Here is a 14,296-nt window from a genome sequence, read left to right as displayed (position 1 = left end):
TAATACCATGTCTGACAAAAGCTTTACGTTCTCCCATGCCATTAGCCGCAAACCATCACGCAGCAGCGTTGATGGGTTGCGTGCTGTTAACGTGGGCGCGCCGGATTTGGCGAGGTTTGAACAGCATCACGCAGATTATGTCGCGGCTCTGCGCAGCACCGGCGCAGAGGTCACCGTGTTGGACGCGATGGAAGAATTCCCCGACTCCGTCTTTGTCGAAGATGCAGCACTTTGCCTCCAAGAAGGCGCTGTCATAATGCGTCCGGGCGCGCCAACGCGGCTTGGCGAGGCTCGGGAAATGGCCCCGCATTTAGAAACGCTTTATAGTGAAGTTGTGTGTATTGAGGGGCCAGGATTCATCGAGGGTGGCGATATTCTGACAACCGAACGCGAGATCCTGATTGGGCTGTCTGCCCGCACCGACAAGGCAGGCGTGGACGAATTCATCCGCCTTGTGGACCGGTGGAGGTATGCAGTGCGGGTGGTCGATACGCCGCCGGACGTTCTGCACTTCAAGACGGATTGCTCGCTTCTGGACGGCGAAACGATCCTTGCAACCAAACGGCTAGATCGCTCTGGCTGCTTTAAAGGGTACAACGTCATTCATACTGCTGATGGGGAAGAAGCATGCGCCAATTCCATCCGCTTTAACAATCTGGTCATCATGCCCGCCGGTTTCCCGCGCACCCGCGATCAATTGCTTGCTGCAGGTTATGAGATACGTGAAATTGGGAACAGCGAAGCGGCCAAGTTGGACGGCGGAATGTCGTGCCTGTCGCTTCGGTTCAGCCCGTCGTGACAGGGATCATCCCCCAGATCGCGGACTATGCAGGCGACCTGACCTCTTGGCGTCAGCACTTGCACGCACATCCCGAGCTTGATCTAGCATGCCATGCAACGGCCGATTTTGTTGTGGCTCGCCTCAAGGAATTTGGCATCACCATGATCCATCGCGGCCTTGCCGAAACCGGTGTCATCGCGCTGATTGATGGCCAAGGCGATGGACCCACGATTGGGCTGCGGGCCGACATGGACGCTCTCCCAATCCATGAAGAGACTAGTGCGGCATGGATATCTAAAAGACCCGGTGTCATGCATGCATGCGGTCATGACGGACATACCACAATGTTGCTGGGCGCCGCGCGATATCTGGCAGCGCATCGCAATTTTCGCGGTCGCGTCGCGCTTATCTTTCAGCCTGGCGAAGAACTCAGCGGTGGCGGTAGGATTATGGTCGAGGCTGGTGTCTTTGACCGCTTTGCAATTTCCGAAGTCTACGCCCTGCACACGTTACCCGGCAAAGCGCTGGGATCATTTCACACAAGATCAGGCCCGTTTTTGGCGTCAGTTGATGACTTTCGTTTTGACGTGCAAGGACAAGGGGGGCATGTGGGCTACCCGGATCTGTGCCGCAATCCGATCACGCAGCTGGCCCCACTGATCAAAGGTGTTTCCAAGATTGAAAGCGAGCTATCCACGAAACACGGCCCAGGCGTGGTTGCGTGCACGGTGGCTCAGGCAGGTGAGGCCACGAATGTTGTTCCAGACAGTGCGATGCTCACCGGATCTGTGCGCACACAAAGCGCCGCCTTCCGTGTAGAGGCCGAAGCGCGCCTATCACAACTCGCCGAAACCACTGACATGCCCTGTCGTTTCCAATATGCGAAGTACTACCCGCCGCTCGTGAACCATATGGCGCAAACAACATTTGCAGCCAAAGTCGCCGCGACTTTGGCTGACGTGGATGCGGATTCCGCCCCACATAATGTCGCCGAGGACTTTTCCTACATGTTGGAAACCTGCCCAGGGTGTTTCCTGTTCATCGGCCAGGGACCCGGCCCAAGCCTGCATAGCGCAACATTCGATTTTGATGACAGTATCGCCGCGATTGGCGCGTCATTCTTCGCGAGGTTGGTCGAAGCGCGAAGTCGGCCCAACTGGACCGAACGTGCATATTTGGGCGTCGTGAAGAACAATAGCGGAACATGAAGTCTAGCCGCCTTGTGCTGCGTCGTCCACGAACAAGCAAGACGCGGACAAAGTGAGCTTTCGCTGCACAGCCAGCTACATCGTCTCCTGGAAGCTCTGCACGACCATGCGTGCTGAAGATGTGACTGACACGCTAGACTTGGCGTTGCAGGCATCCGGCTGCGATCAAGTTCATGTCGTTCACAAGCCACGTCTGCTCAGCGACAACGGATCCAGTTATGTCTCAAGGGATCTGGCAGAATGGTTGCAGGACACCTCAATGGCAAAACTATGAGATCAAAATGGCAATCCCTGGGGTCAAAATGGCAAAATTTTGGGTACGTCCACAAAAACGGTGTAGATTGCCCCATAGTATTGCCATTTCACTTTTATAAGCCTTTGAATTCATTCAACCCGGATTTTGGCATTGTATGTGGTTTTGCCATTCATGACCCCATAAAACTGCCATTCAAGGGTAAAATCCGAAATTTTGGTCAATTCCTTGTTCTGACCGGGTGTCCCTGCTCTTGAAGAGTACCAATTGCCTTCAGCCTGGTTTCGAGTTCCGTTCTAACCACATCCAGGTTGGCAAACACATGCGCCTCGCCGCGTCCTGCGAGAGAGAGCACCGCTAAGAACACAGTATTAGAGTTCCTCATCAACTCGACCAGATGTTCTCCTGCCGGCGCATGAGTGCCAGAAATCCAGTTCCTCGCAGTCCGTTCGCTTACACCTGTCCAACGCATCGCCGTTTTGGTCGCCTGTGTCCGTCGTCAGGGATTTTGGGACAGATGGCTGCCTAACCTAAGAGAGGGTCTGGCGCATCTGGCTGTCGTGATTATGCGGCGGATTTGCGGTGAAGCAAGCGTCGCGTTTCGATGGTCTTTCGCTTGATCCTTTCTCGTTGTTTCAAAATAGTCTCCCCGCGCCCGAAGTAGACATCGGCAGGCGTGAGGTTCTGCAGGCCTTCGTGATAACGCCGGTGGTTGTAGTGATCGACAAAGGCATCGATCTGTTGTCTGAGATCACCGGGCAGGTAGTAGTTTTCAAGCAGAATGCGGTTCTTTAGCGTTTGATGCCACCTTTCGATCTTGCCCTGGGTTTGCGGGTGATATGGCGCACCTCGAACATGATCCATCTTCTGATCTTCCAGCCAATCAGCCAGTTCGCCCGAGATGTAGCTCGACCCGTTGTCACTGAGCAGGCGCGGCTTGTGCAGCACCGTCGCCTGATCGCAGCCCGAAGCCTGCAGCGCGAGGTCGAGCGTATCGGTCACATCTTCGGCCTTCATCGTTGTGCAGAGCTTCCAGGCGATGATGTAGCGGCTGTAATCATCGAGGATAGTGCTGAGATAGAACCAGCCCCATCCGATGACCTTCAGATATGTGAAGTCGGTTTGCCATAGCTCGTTGGGACGCGTTGTCTTTTCTTTGAACTCGTCGGCGGCTGACAGAACCACATAGGCCGGGCTGGTGATCAGATCATAAGACTTGAGGATGCGATATACGGAAGCCTCTGACACAAAATACTTTTCTGTATCAGTAAACTGAACGGCCAACTCGCGCGGAGACAGGTCGCTTTCCTGCAAAGCCAGGTCCCTGATCTTCTCTCGAATGGGCTCGGGAATGCGGTTCCAGACCCGTGACGGTATCGGACTACGATCGTCAAGCGCCTCGGGGCCACCTGACATATACCGGTCGTACCAGCGGTAGAAGGTGGTCCTGGGAATCCCCAGCTTGTCCAGGGTTCGCTTGATCGGGAGATGCGAGCCTTCGACCAGGCGAATGATCTCCAGTTTCTCAGATGCGGGGTACCTCATTCGTCGTCCTCCCCATCCCCGAGCATGCTTTTTTTGAGCAGCCGTAGCTCCAGGGCTTGTTCAGCGACGACCTCTTTCAAATCACGGGATTCCCGACGAAGGTCTTTGACTTCGGTCGACGTCGCTGCACGGGCCGTGTCGCCAGCCAGACGCTTCTTGCCCGCTTCAAGGAACTCTTTGGACCAGCTATAATACAGGCTCTGAGCAATGCCCTCTCGACGGCAAAGCTCGGCAATGCTGTCCTCACCCTTAAGGCCGTCCAGCACGATCCTAATCTTCTCTTCGGCGGAATACTGTTTGCGCGTCGCACGGCGGATGTCTTTGACGACCTTATCACCGTGGCTCTTACGTGTTCCGGGTTTCTGTCTCATCTCCACTCCTTGGTGGTTACGATGTGCCAGAAACCCTCCCTTATCAAATCGGCCTAAACTGTCCCATAGGCGCTGACGTCAGACATGCAACCGGGACAGTCTTTCAAATGCGAACTTCCATCGGACCTTTGGCTTGTTGCTCAGATCCCCCGCGATCACGAGGTGATCTAGCTCGCCCATCAGATCCTGCAGACCTTCGAATGGATTGCGATTGGCCTCGGCCCAGAAATCATCGTGGAGGTCAGAGAGTATCAGTAGTTTCAAAGCTCGATGCCCAGTTCGGTTGCAACCAGTTTGCGCTCGTAGATTGTGCCAACGCAGAAATGTGTCATTTCCATTGGTTCAATACCACGCCGCTTCATGCGTGCGATGGCTGATTTCGTTTTCGTCCTAAGAGCCGCGGCCAAGGATTTGGCGGGAATGTACTCCGCGAGAAACCGATCTAGCTCCTCTGGCAACACAACCGCCGCTGCTTTGCGTGTGACCGGGTTCCGCGACGGGATTGTTTTGAGATAGCGAAAGTCAGCTTTCCGCACTTCTTGGCAGAAAACTGCATGTTAGCTCAACAAAGGTCCCGAAAATTAGCCAATGGCAAATCTTTGGGTCCTATATGGCAATCCCTAGTGCAAAAATGGCAAAACTTTTGGGAGCATCCACAAAACGGTTATGCCCGGTTAGCTACACTTCGAATAGCCGCAGGAACCGCAGGTCATGCACCCCTCTACCATGCGCAATTCATACGACCCGCATGACGAACAGGCTTTCCCGCGCGGGCCGCTATTGATCGCCACCACATCCGCCTGCGGGTCCGCCTTAAGGCCCATCCCTTCCCCAGCAAGAAACCCTGTGGCGATCATGTGTTTCTCAATAACCCCGCCGATCGCCGCCAGAATGGAAGGCACGTATTTGCCCTGCATCCAGGCGCCGCCCCGCGGGTCGAAGACGGCCTTCAGCTCTTCCACCACAAAGGACACATCGCCTCCGCGCCGGAATACGGCCGAGATCATCCGGGTCAGCGCAACAGTCCAGGCGAAATGCTCCATATTCTTGGAGTTGATGAATACCTCAAACGGGCGGCGATGGTCGGCGACGACCAAGTCGTTAACCGTAATATAGATCGCATGCTCGCTGTCCGGCCATTTGAGTTTGTAGGTCGCGCCATCCAGTTCTTGTGGGCGATCCAGGGGTTCGGACATGTAAATTACGTCACCAGCATTTGCATCAACGACGACCTCAGACGGTGCACTTCCTTGCGACTTTGAAGCTATTTCAGCTGCGCCGGGCATATCTTGCTCACCAAACAACAACCATGAACCCGAAACGTTTGTTGATTTTGCAAGCTTATCGACCAGATCGGCGTCTGCCTTTTTACTGCCCTCAAGCCGGGAAACGTGGGCCTGAGAAATACCCACATCTATCGCAACTTCACTTTGGGTCTTACCAGACCTCTTGCGTGCAGTAATTAAGCGCTCCCCAAATGTTTTCGGGCTCGGCTCCTCAGACACCGACAGCACCGACCCCGTCACATCATTGGGCCGGTAAGTCGTGCAGCCCTTACAGCCTTGATCCCAAGCGGCCATATAGACCTCTTTGAATTCGGCAAAGCTGATATCTTCCGGGCAATTGATCGTTTTGGAAATCGAACTGTCGATCCACTTTTGCGCTGCGGCCTGCATGCGGACATGATCCAGGGGTGCCAGCGTTTGTGCGTTGACAAAATAGTCAGGCAAGGGCGCATCCCCTTTCAGATCACGCCACATCTGGACAGCATAGTCGACAACCTCTTCTTCGGTGCGCGACCCGTCTTTCTGCAAGACCTTGCGGGTATAGGCATAGGCAAAGACCGGCTCGATCCCAGAGGACACATTGCCCGCATAAAGACTGATCGTGCCTGTCGGGGCAATCGACGTCAAAAGCGCATTTCGTATGCCATTTTGACGGATTGCATCCCTGACGTCATCATCCATGTCTTGCATTGCACCACTGGTCAAAAAGGCATCCGCGTCGAACAAAGGGAAGGCCCCCTTTTCGGTCGCCAAATGGGACGACGCCAGATATGCGGCGCGGGCGATCGCGTGCGTCCAGCGCTCGGTTTGACGCGCCGCCTCATCCGAGCCATAGCGCAGCCCCAGCATCAGCAAAGCATCAGCCAGACCAGTGACTCCCAAACCGATGCGACGTTTTGCTTGTGCTTCAGCGGCCTGCGCCTCAAGCGGAAAGCGCGAGGCGTCGACCACGTTGTCCATCATGCGGACCGCCGTGGCGACCAGATCGGTCAACGCGTCCTCATCAAGGGCCGCCGCATCCACAAACGGGTCGGTCACCAAACGGGCCAGATTGATCGAGCCCAAAAGGCAGGCACCATAAGGGGGCAAGGGCTGCTCGCCGCAGGGGTTCGTGGCAGCAATCGTCTCGCAATAATTCAGATTGTTCATCTGGTTGATGCGGTCGATAAAGATCACCCCAGGCTCGGCGTATTCATAAGTGGACTGCATGATCGCATCCCACAAATCGCGGGCCTGCACGGTGCGATAAACCTCGCCGTCGAATACCAAGTCCCATGGGGCGTCCGCCTTCACGGCCTCCATGAACGGATCGGTGATCAGTACAGACATATTGAACATCCGCAGCCGGGCGGGATCGGATTTGGCTGTGATAAAATCCTCAACATCCGGGTGATCACAGCGCATTGTCGCCATCATTGCCCCCCGGCGCGATCCGGCAGACATGATCGTGCGGCACATCGCGTCCCAGACATCCATGAAAGACAGGGGGCCAGAGGCATCGGCGGCAACACCCTGCACAGCAGCGCCTTTGGGGCGGATGGTTGAAAAATCATAACCGATCCCGCCACCCTGCTGCATGGTCAGGGCGGCCTCTTTGAGCATATCAAAAATGCCGCCCATGTCGTCCGGGACCGTACCCATGACAAAACAGTTGAATAGGGTCACGGACCGTGCCGTACCTGCCCCAGCAGTGATGCGCCCTGCAGGTAGGTATTTGAAGTCCGCCAAGGCATTATAGAATTTGTCTTCCCAAGCGCCGGGGTCTTTTTCGACGGCGGCCAGGGCTTTGGCGATCCGGCGCCAGGTGTCCTGAACCGTTTCATCAACAGGCGTGCCATCCGCCGCTTTGAACCTATATTTCATATCCCAAATCTGTTCAGCAATTGGGGCGGCGAAGGCGGTCATTGGCGGATCCTCGGGATTGATTCTGATGGCGGCAGCAGGGTGCTGACGATAGGTCGCAGAAGGTCACAGGTCAATTGAAAGCACAGCGAAAAGCACTAGTTTACCGGCACGGGTTCCAGAATCGGTTGGGGCCGGGTAATGACGATTTATATACTACATCTAGGGCCCTCAATTGGCAAGCTGCGTACATCTTGTAAAGCTATCGGTCGGAACCGAAGATGTTGCCGGGCTAGATGCGTGGCAATCCAGCAAACGCGCGCAGACCGAAGATGGCTTGCCACGCCATATTACACGGATGTGGCCGAAACGCGGGGATGAAATCCTTAATGGAGGATCAATTTACTGGGTGATCAAAGGGGTAATCCTGTGTCGACAGCCCATCCTGCGACTGGATGAATATATTGGCGCCGACGAAATCCGGCGCTGCGCCATTGTTTGTAAACCCGGGCTGATCCGGGTCGAAGCGACACCCAAAAGGGCCTTTCAAGGCTGGCGCTATCTGCCCGTCAGCGACGCACCGGGCGATCTGCCTGATGGGCGGCAAGAGGAAGAAGCCCTGCCCCCTGAAATGTCCAAAGCGCTCGCAGCGATTGGCGTGCGATAGCGCCGCGCGATGACACCGGCACGCGTCACGCTTATCGCAAGCATATTGGCCATCGGCAGCGGGATGTTATGGGGCTTTTACTGGATACCTGTCCGCGCCCTGGGGCAGGCAGGGCTTGGCGGGGCTTGGGGAACCTTTGCGATTACGATGGCCGCCTGCCTTCTGATATTCCCCTTTGCAGCAAGACAGTTGCATAGGATCAACGCCTGCCCGGCGCTCGGGATCGCGGCAACCGCACTGGGCGGGGTGGCTTTCACGCTCTATTCGGTTGCGTTCCTTTACGGACAAGTCACGATCACCGTACTGCTGTTCTTTCTCACCCCGGTCTGGAGCACCATCATCGGGCGCTACATTTTCGGCTGGCCCACGCCCGCGCTCAGAATTTGGGCGATCATTGTTGGCCTGACTGGGCTGGCGATCATGCTCAGCGCCGACGGAACCTGGCCCATCCCGCGCAATCTGGGCGAGTGGATGGGGCTGCTATCGGGCATCTTGTGGTCGCTGGCCTCGACAGGAATACGCGTAAAGTCGAACATGGCGCCTGCGGTAGCGGCCCTAATCTTTGCGACAGGGGCGTGTAGTGCGGCATGCGTCCTTGCGCTGTGGCTGGGTCCCGCACCGCAGGTCACACATATCTGGACCAGCCTGGTCATCGTGATAGGCACTGGCGGGCTTTGGTGGGCGGCGGCCATGATCGCATTGATGTGGGCAACCTTGCGGCTCGACCCGGCACGGATCGGAATTTTGCTCATGTCCGAGGTGATCGTGGGGGCAGGCTCGGCTGCGCTTCTGGCCGGCGAATATCTGTCGCCGCTGGAAATGCTCGGCGGGGGTTTGGTCATTGGCGCTGGCTTGCTGGAACTCTGGCCTGTAAGGGCGGTGCCAAACGCTGGACGGCCGTGATCTGGCACCTATAGTCATGACGAACGACAAGGACGCTGCATGAAACCGACCTCCTCACGCGCTGCCCGGCGGCTGGCCAAGAAACAGGGCAAGTCCGCGCCGCTGACAATCGGTGACTTGGCTGATCGGGTGGCAAAGGCGCGGGTAAAGTCGATCCCCGATGGGGCGCAGACCCGGGCCAAACGGATACTGCAAGCTTATCTGCAATCGGCCCAAAATTACGGTATGCCAATCCAGGATGTGGTACGCGAAATAGCCAGCGGGCAAGCCGCTTGGCGGCTTGGACATGCGGTACGCGACGAAATGCTGAAAACCCCGCCCGATGCCGTGCGCAAGGCCGCGTGCAAACAAGGGTGCGCCTTCTGCTGTATCCTTTCGGGCGGCGAAGGCGGGGTCATCACTGAATTTGAAGCCACGCAATTGCACACAGCCCTAATCCCCTTCAAAGGGGATCCAGACGGGCGGGAATGGCATCCAGAGGCCTGCGCCGCACTTGACCCGGAAACCCGCGGATGCCGGGCCTATGAGGCACGCCCGATGATCTGCCGGTCTTTCCTTTCCCTGGATGCAGCCGCCTGCGAGGCCAATGCGGCAGGCGGCACCGAACAAGGGGCGGGGTTACTTGGCAGTCATCTGGATTATCTGGCAATCCACGCCCTCTGCCGGCAAGCGCTAAAAGGGATCAGCCAGGTGCACACCTACAGCATGGCGGCAGTCACCTCCGGGGCGATTGACGGGCTGGATGCATTGACCAACACACGGCAAAAGCCCAGCGCATTGGAAATAGCCTGCAAAGACGGAAGCCATGCGGCAGGGGGATAAGGGTGGCAGCGACGGATCGCAGCCACCCCCGAAAAAAATGCTAGATCAATGCGCGGCGTGAATATTCGACATACAGCGTGATAATCGCTTCCATGCGATGCATCTTCTGGGTCATAACCTCATCGATCCAACTAATCGTCTCGTCATCAATCCCGCCATCCTGCGTAACTTTCCCGATCTGGGCGCGTACGATGTCCCAGTCCACGATGACCTCCTCCAGGGCGGTGCGAATAGCCTCGGTCGGCGCAGGCACAATCCCTACCGCTGGCATACCATCATGCAATGCGCGTGCGATCTCATCGAAGTCATCACAGATTTTCTGCAGTTCATCGATTTGCTCCTGCCCACCAAAGCCAGACCAGACCAGACAGGTGTCATAGGCGATTTTCTGGGTCAGCATCGCCTGTCTTCCGGCAAACTCGATCAGCAAAACATCAGACATCAAGACCTCAGTCGGATGCGAATATTCCGCCTCAAGTTCACCCAAAAGATGTGACGTAGTTGCAAGCAGATGTTCTGACTGACCATATATCTGATGTACAGCGGCAGCATTCGTGGGGTCTGCCAAAACCTGCTCAGCGGCCGCATATAGGGGGGACCATTCTGCCTTGATCGCCTCGATCTCAAGAATTGTCTTGGGGTTTTGTTCAGCACCAATAATATGCCGCGCGGCATCACCATGCAGCAAAGCGTCAAGGATATCACCAAACTCCGCAATGCTCTGCCCTAGGGCCGCCCGGTTATGGTCGGGCAGAACCGCATTATGTAGAAAACACGTCTCTGCAGAGATTTCCTGCGACAAAGTCCGCAAGCGGTCCGCCGCATTTATCCGGTCTGCAGCACCGGTATCTGGAACAAAATCGACCAACTGATCATCCGGATCCAGCGGCTTATCGTGGATCCAATCTTCAGCCGTAAGTTGTTTTGTTTGTGCGAAAAAACAGATACTAATTGCAAGAATTTGGGTCAGTTTCATCTGATTGTCCGTTTAGGTTGTTGCGACAAGTTCCGGCAAGTAACGACAACCAACGAACAGTTAAGATGCTGGAATGTTTATTATAAACGCAAGGCCGTTCAAAACAAAGCCCGTTCTTTACGCACATAGGGTACGCAACGCTCCAAACTCAGCCACCCCTTCGAAAAATTTCGAAAGGGGTGGCGATGGAGCGGTGGCCTTGGGTAACTTTTACTCCGTCTTACTCACCTCAAAGGAGAACAACAAGCATGACGTTTCGTAAACTGACTACTTCTTAATCATGAACGATCAAAATCGCACACACGATACGCCGAACCGGCGCCGGAGTATTTGAGAAATTCGCGCAAAAGACCAATCAGATACGAACGAAAAAAGCGCGCGAGCTTAGGAAATACCCAAGATCATCTGCAAGGTCTTCAAGGTCTGTCGCTGCTCATCCGTCCATTCCCGACGGCGGCCGCGCAGCAATGTCGCTTGGCTCGCATGGATCATCCCATCATCCAGCACCTTCAGCCAATTGGCACGCAACGTCTCACCGGTTGAGGTGATATCGGCAATCGCCTCGGCGGTCTCGTTCTTGACGGTACCCTCGGTTGCGCCCTGACTATCAACCAATTGATAATCGGCAACGCCCTGCTCGCGCAGAAATTCACGCACCAAACGATGATACTTGGTGGCAATACGCAACCGGAACCCGTGTCGGGCGCGAAAGGCAGCGCAGGCCGCGTCCAGATCATCCAGTGTGTCGACATCAACCCAGGCCTGGGGCACGGCGATGATCAGATCAGCGCCGCCAAATCCCATCGGGGCCAGCTCGGCCACGCGCGTTTCCCAATTGGCCAGCTTTTCACGGATCAGATCGGTGCCGGTCACACCCAAATGAATATTGCCCGCCGCCAGCTCACGCGGGATTTCCCCCGCCGACAGCAGCACCAGCTCGACCCCATCGATCCCGTCAACAGCCCCCGCATATTCACGGTCAGAACCGGACTTGCGCAGGGTGATCCCGCGGCTGCCGAACCAGTCAAACGTCTTTTCCATCAACCGGCCCTTAGAGGGCACACCAAGCTTAAGCATCACCGCGCCTCCAAAACCAAATCTGGGCGGATCACGCCACCCACCGCAGGCACGGCGCGCCCCTGCCCCAACTGCGCTGTCAGTGCATCATAGCGCCCGCCTGTCGCCAAAGGCGGCAAATCAGGACGCGTGACAAGGGTAAAGCCAAAGACAAACCCGTCGTAATACTCAAGCGAGGTACGACCATAGCTGCCCTCAAACTCCAAGGTATCGACATCGACACCCCGCCCGGCCATCGCATCCAGACGGGCGCGCATTCGGTCCAGCGCCGGACTGATCGACGGCATATCGACCGCAATATCGCTCAGCGCGCTCAGCACATTCGGGGCCGTCTCACGCAGGCCAAGGATTTCATCGATCAGGGCGATCTCTTCAGCCGAAATCGGCGCAGCTTCAGCATCGGTGCGCAGCGCGGCGATGCGCGCCTCAACCTCAGCGCGGCTGCGCAGGCCAATCTCAGGACCAGTACCCGCAAACGGATCACCCGAGGCCAGCAGGGCCGCACGTTTGGCCGGAACCTTTGCCGCACCATAGCGGCGCAGCAATGACTTGAACCGACCCGGACGCCAGATATGGCGCAGCAACGCGGCTTTGCGGGTCTCAATCGTCTTCAACCCGGCCACCGCAGCAGTCAGAATGCCAATATCCCCCGTCGCGGCCTTCACCGGCAAGCCAGCCAAAGCCTCGGCAATCGCGCTGAACACCTCCGCATCCGCACCCGCCGGGTCCTGCCCGTCAAAAACTTCATAGCCGACCTGCACATATTCATTGGCGCGGGTTTCATCGGTTTCCTGCTTGCGAAACACTTTGCCAGCATAGGTATAGCGGGCAGGCTCCGCCTGGCTTTCCATATGCATCTGGACAACGGGCACAGTGAAATCCGGGCGCAGCACCATCTCGCCGCGCAGCGGGTCAGAGGTAAGATAAGCGCGCGCACGAATATCCTCGCCATATAGGTCCAGCAAGGTTTCGGCAGGCTGCAAGACATCCGCCTTGACGACCTGCGCGCTACGGTCCTCAAAAAGGGTCCGAAGGCGGCGCGCTTCGGCCAAAGTTTCGGGGGATGCAGGCATCAGCCCTGCCCGTCCAAAATCTCGCGCACTTTGGCGATCATCTGATCGCGCGGCACTTCGTATTGGCTGGGGCGGTCTTTCCACTCCTCAAGCGTGGCATTCTTGGCAATCTCTGCACCAAGGATCAGATCCTTGATCTGCACAACACCTTTGTCGAACTCGTCGCCACCGGCAATGATCGCAACCGGAGAGCCGCGCTTATCCGCATATTTCAACTGGTTACCAAAGTTTTTGGGATTGCCCAGATAAACCTCAGCGCGGATACCGGCATTGCGCAGATCAGCAACCATCGACTGATAATCGGCCATGCGGGCCTTATCCATGACAGTGACAATCACCGGCCCTTCGGCGGCAGAGCCAACCCGGCCCTTTGCACGTAAAGCAGCGAGAAGCCGATCCACCCCAATCGAAACACCCGTGGCAGGCACGACCTGCCCGGTAAAGCGCTTGACCAGATCGTCATAACGACCACCACCGGCGACCGAGCCAAAGTTACGCGGCCGCCCCTTCTCATCCTTGATCTCAAAGGTCAGCTCTGCCTCGTAAACGGGGCCAGTGTAGTAACCCAGACCACGGACGACCGAAGAGTCAATCCTAATACGTTCTTCATCATATCCCTGAGCAGCCAGCAAGTTGGAAATAGTCTCCAATTCTTCAATACCTTGCTGCCCGACCGGGCGGTCGCCAATCAATTGCCCTAGCAGCTCAAGCGACTCCGCATTGCCATCACCGGTCGAATTCAAGAAGGCCAGTACAATTTCAGCTTGCTGCGCACTTAAGCCGACGCCGTCGATAAATGCGCCAGATTCATCCAGTCGCCCGCCTGTCAAAAGAAGCAAAACACCTTCGCGACCTACCTTGTCGAATTTATCAATATTGCGAAGCACGGCTTCTCTTTTGGACGTATCGTCTTCGTTCAGACCAATGTTCTCCAACACCGCATCCAACACTTTCCGGTTATTCACCCGGATCACGTAGTCGCCGCGCGGAATGCCAACTTCTTCCAACGTATCGGCCAGCATCGCGCAAATCTCGGCATCTGCGGCCACGCTGGCCGCGCCAACCGTATCCGCATCGCATTGATAAAACTGCCGGAACCGGCCCGGCCCCGGCTTTTCATTGCGCCAGACGGGGCCCATCGCATAACGGCGATAAGGGGTGGGCAGATCATTACGGAACTGAGCGTACACACGGGCCAAAGGGGCGGTCATGTCATAGCGCAGAGCCAGCCAGTCTTTGTCCTCTTCCCAGGCAAAGACCCCCTCATTCGGGCGGTCCACATCGGGCAGGAACTTGCCCAAGGCCTCAACCGTTTCAACAGCGGACGTTTCCAGCGCGTCAAAGCCATAACGATGGTACACCCCGGCGATCTTGGTCAGCATTTCAGTGCGCTCGGTCACTTCGGCACCAAAATAATCGCGGAAGCCCTTTGGCGGCAGCGCCTTGGGGCGGGGGGCTTTCTTGTCCTTGGCCATCTGACTGGTCCTGTGTT

General features: G+C 56.5%; 12 protein-coding genes and 1 pseudogene. 6 read left to right on the top strand and 7 right to left on the bottom strand.

The genetic code is table 11. The annotated features are described in order from the left end of the window. Positions 1-7: 7 nt before the first annotated feature. The 3 genes and pseudogenes from AABB29_RS09275 to AABB29_RS09265 all read left to right on the top strand — a co-directional run. Entirely contained in the window at positions 8-799 is a 792-nt protein-coding gene (locus AABB29_RS09275; RefSeq protein WP_341367191.1) for an arginine deiminase-related protein, read from the top strand. Further along, complete coding sequence (locus AABB29_RS09270; protein WP_341367192.1) at positions 769-1,989, top strand: amidohydrolase; 1,221 nt, start codon at positions 769-771, stop codon at positions 1,987-1,989. Before AABB29_RS09275 ends, AABB29_RS09270 begins: the two co-directional genes overlap by 31 nt. Positions 1,990-2,065: 76 nt before the next feature. Then, a pseudogene (locus AABB29_RS09265) lies at positions 2,066-2,251 on the top strand (DDE-type integrase/transposase/recombinase); the annotation flags it as partial. Between the two features lie 555 nt (positions 2,252-2,806). Here AABB29_RS09265 and AABB29_RS09260 read toward each other — a convergent pair. The 3 genes from AABB29_RS09260 to AABB29_RS09250 all read right to left on the bottom strand — a co-directional run bounded on the left by AABB29_RS09260 (position 2,807) and on the right by AABB29_RS09250 (position 7,349). Beyond that, a protein-coding gene (locus AABB29_RS09260) for an IS3 family transposase (protein WP_341365916.1) occupies positions 2,807-4,158 on the bottom strand; the annotation gives its coding sequence in 2 pieces (ribosomal slippage) (positions 2,807-3,822 and positions 3,822-4,158; 1,353 coding nt in all). A 78-nt stretch (positions 4,159-4,236) separates the two neighbouring features. Next, entirely contained in the window at positions 4,237-4,422 is a 186-nt protein-coding gene (locus tag AABB29_RS09255; protein WP_341367193.1) for a hypothetical protein, read from the bottom strand. A gap of 410 nt (positions 4,423-4,832) precedes the next feature. Next, positions 4,833-7,349: an adenosylcobalamin-dependent ribonucleoside-diphosphate reductase gene (locus tag AABB29_RS09250; protein WP_341367194.1), complete on the bottom strand. Its 2,517-nt coding sequence runs from the start codon at positions 7,347-7,349 to the stop codon at positions 4,833-4,835. Positions 7,350-7,521: 172 nt separating this feature from the next. Between AABB29_RS09250 and AABB29_RS09245 the strand changes: the two genes are divergently transcribed. Genes AABB29_RS09245 through AABB29_RS09235 form a run of 3 tightly spaced genes read left to right on the top strand, consistent with a single transcriptional unit; the run spans position 7,522 to position 9,678 of the window. Further along, a complete protein-coding gene (locus AABB29_RS09245) occupies positions 7,522-7,953 on the top strand; it encodes a DUF1489 domain-containing protein (RefSeq protein WP_341367195.1) in 432 nt (143 codons plus the stop codon). Positions 7,954-7,962: 9 nt separating this feature from the next. Further along, a complete protein-coding gene (locus tag AABB29_RS09240) occupies positions 7,963-8,856 on the top strand; it encodes a DMT family transporter (protein ID WP_341367196.1) in 894 nt (297 codons plus the stop codon). Between the two features lie 39 nt (positions 8,857-8,895). Continuing rightward, on the top strand, positions 8,896-9,678 hold the full coding sequence (locus AABB29_RS09235) for a YkgJ family cysteine cluster protein (protein WP_341367197.1): 783 nt from the start codon (positions 8,896-8,898) through the stop codon (positions 9,676-9,678). A gap of 40 nt (positions 9,679-9,718) precedes the next feature. Here the strand turns inward: AABB29_RS09235 and AABB29_RS09230 are convergent, their stop codons facing one another. From AABB29_RS09230 to hisS, 4 genes are all read right to left on the bottom strand, one after another. Continuing rightward, entirely contained in the window at positions 9,719-10,654 is a 936-nt protein-coding gene (locus tag AABB29_RS09230; RefSeq protein ID WP_341367198.1) for a type IV pili methyl-accepting chemotaxis transducer N-terminal domain-containing protein, read from the bottom strand. 384 nt (positions 10,655-11,038) lie between these two features. After that, positions 11,039-11,731: an ATP phosphoribosyltransferase gene (hisG, locus tag AABB29_RS09225; RefSeq protein WP_341367199.1), complete on the bottom strand. Its 693-nt coding sequence runs from the start codon at positions 11,729-11,731 to the stop codon at positions 11,039-11,041. After that, the gene (locus AABB29_RS09220) at positions 11,731-12,804 is read right to left on the bottom strand and encodes an ATP phosphoribosyltransferase regulatory subunit (RefSeq protein ID WP_341367200.1); all 1,074 of its coding nucleotides are present in this window, start codon (positions 12,802-12,804) and stop codon (positions 11,731-11,733) included. Before AABB29_RS09220 ends, hisG begins: the two co-directional genes overlap by 1 nt. Next, a complete protein-coding gene (gene hisS, locus AABB29_RS09215) occupies positions 12,804-14,279 on the bottom strand; it encodes a histidine--tRNA ligase (RefSeq protein WP_341367201.1) in 1,476 nt (491 codons plus the stop codon). Before hisS ends, AABB29_RS09220 begins: the two co-directional genes overlap by 1 nt. Positions 14,280-14,296: the final 17 nt, after the last annotated feature.

The organism is Yoonia sp. BS5-3, from assembly GCF_038069655.2.
In the GTDB taxonomy this organism is placed as follows: domain Bacteria; phylum Pseudomonadota; class Alphaproteobacteria; order Rhodobacterales; family Rhodobacteraceae; genus Yoonia; species Yoonia phaeophyticola.
This window is presented reverse-complemented; position numbering and strand designations above follow the sequence as displayed.

Coding starts and splice junctions, on each gene's coding strand:
- AABB29_RS09275 (WP_341367191.1), top strand. CDS start 8: ATGTCTGACAAAAGCTTTACGTTCTCCCATGCCATTAGCCGCAAACCA.
- AABB29_RS09250 (WP_341367194.1), bottom strand. CDS start 7,349: ATGACCGCCTTCGCCGCCCCAATTGCTGAACAGATTTGGGATATGAAA.
- AABB29_RS09240 (WP_341367196.1), top strand. CDS start 7,963: ATGACACCGGCACGCGTCACGCTTATCGCAAGCATATTGGCCATCGGC.
- AABB29_RS09235 (WP_341367197.1), top strand. CDS start 8,896: ATGAAACCGACCTCCTCACGCGCTGCCCGGCGGCTGGCCAAGAAACAG.
- AABB29_RS09230 (WP_341367198.1), bottom strand. CDS start 10,654: ATGAAACTGACCCAAATTCTTGCAATTAGTATCTGTTTTTTCGCACAA.
- hisG (WP_341367199.1), bottom strand. CDS start 11,731: ATGCTTAAGCTTGGTGTGCCCTCTAAGGGCCGGTTGATGGAAAAGACG.
- AABB29_RS09220 (WP_341367200.1), bottom strand. CDS start 12,804: ATGCCTGCATCCCCCGAAACTTTGGCCGAAGCGCGCCGCCTTCGGACC.
- hisS (WP_341367201.1), bottom strand. CDS start 14,279: ATGGCCAAGGACAAGAAAGCCCCCCGCCCCAAGGCGCTGCCGCCAAAG.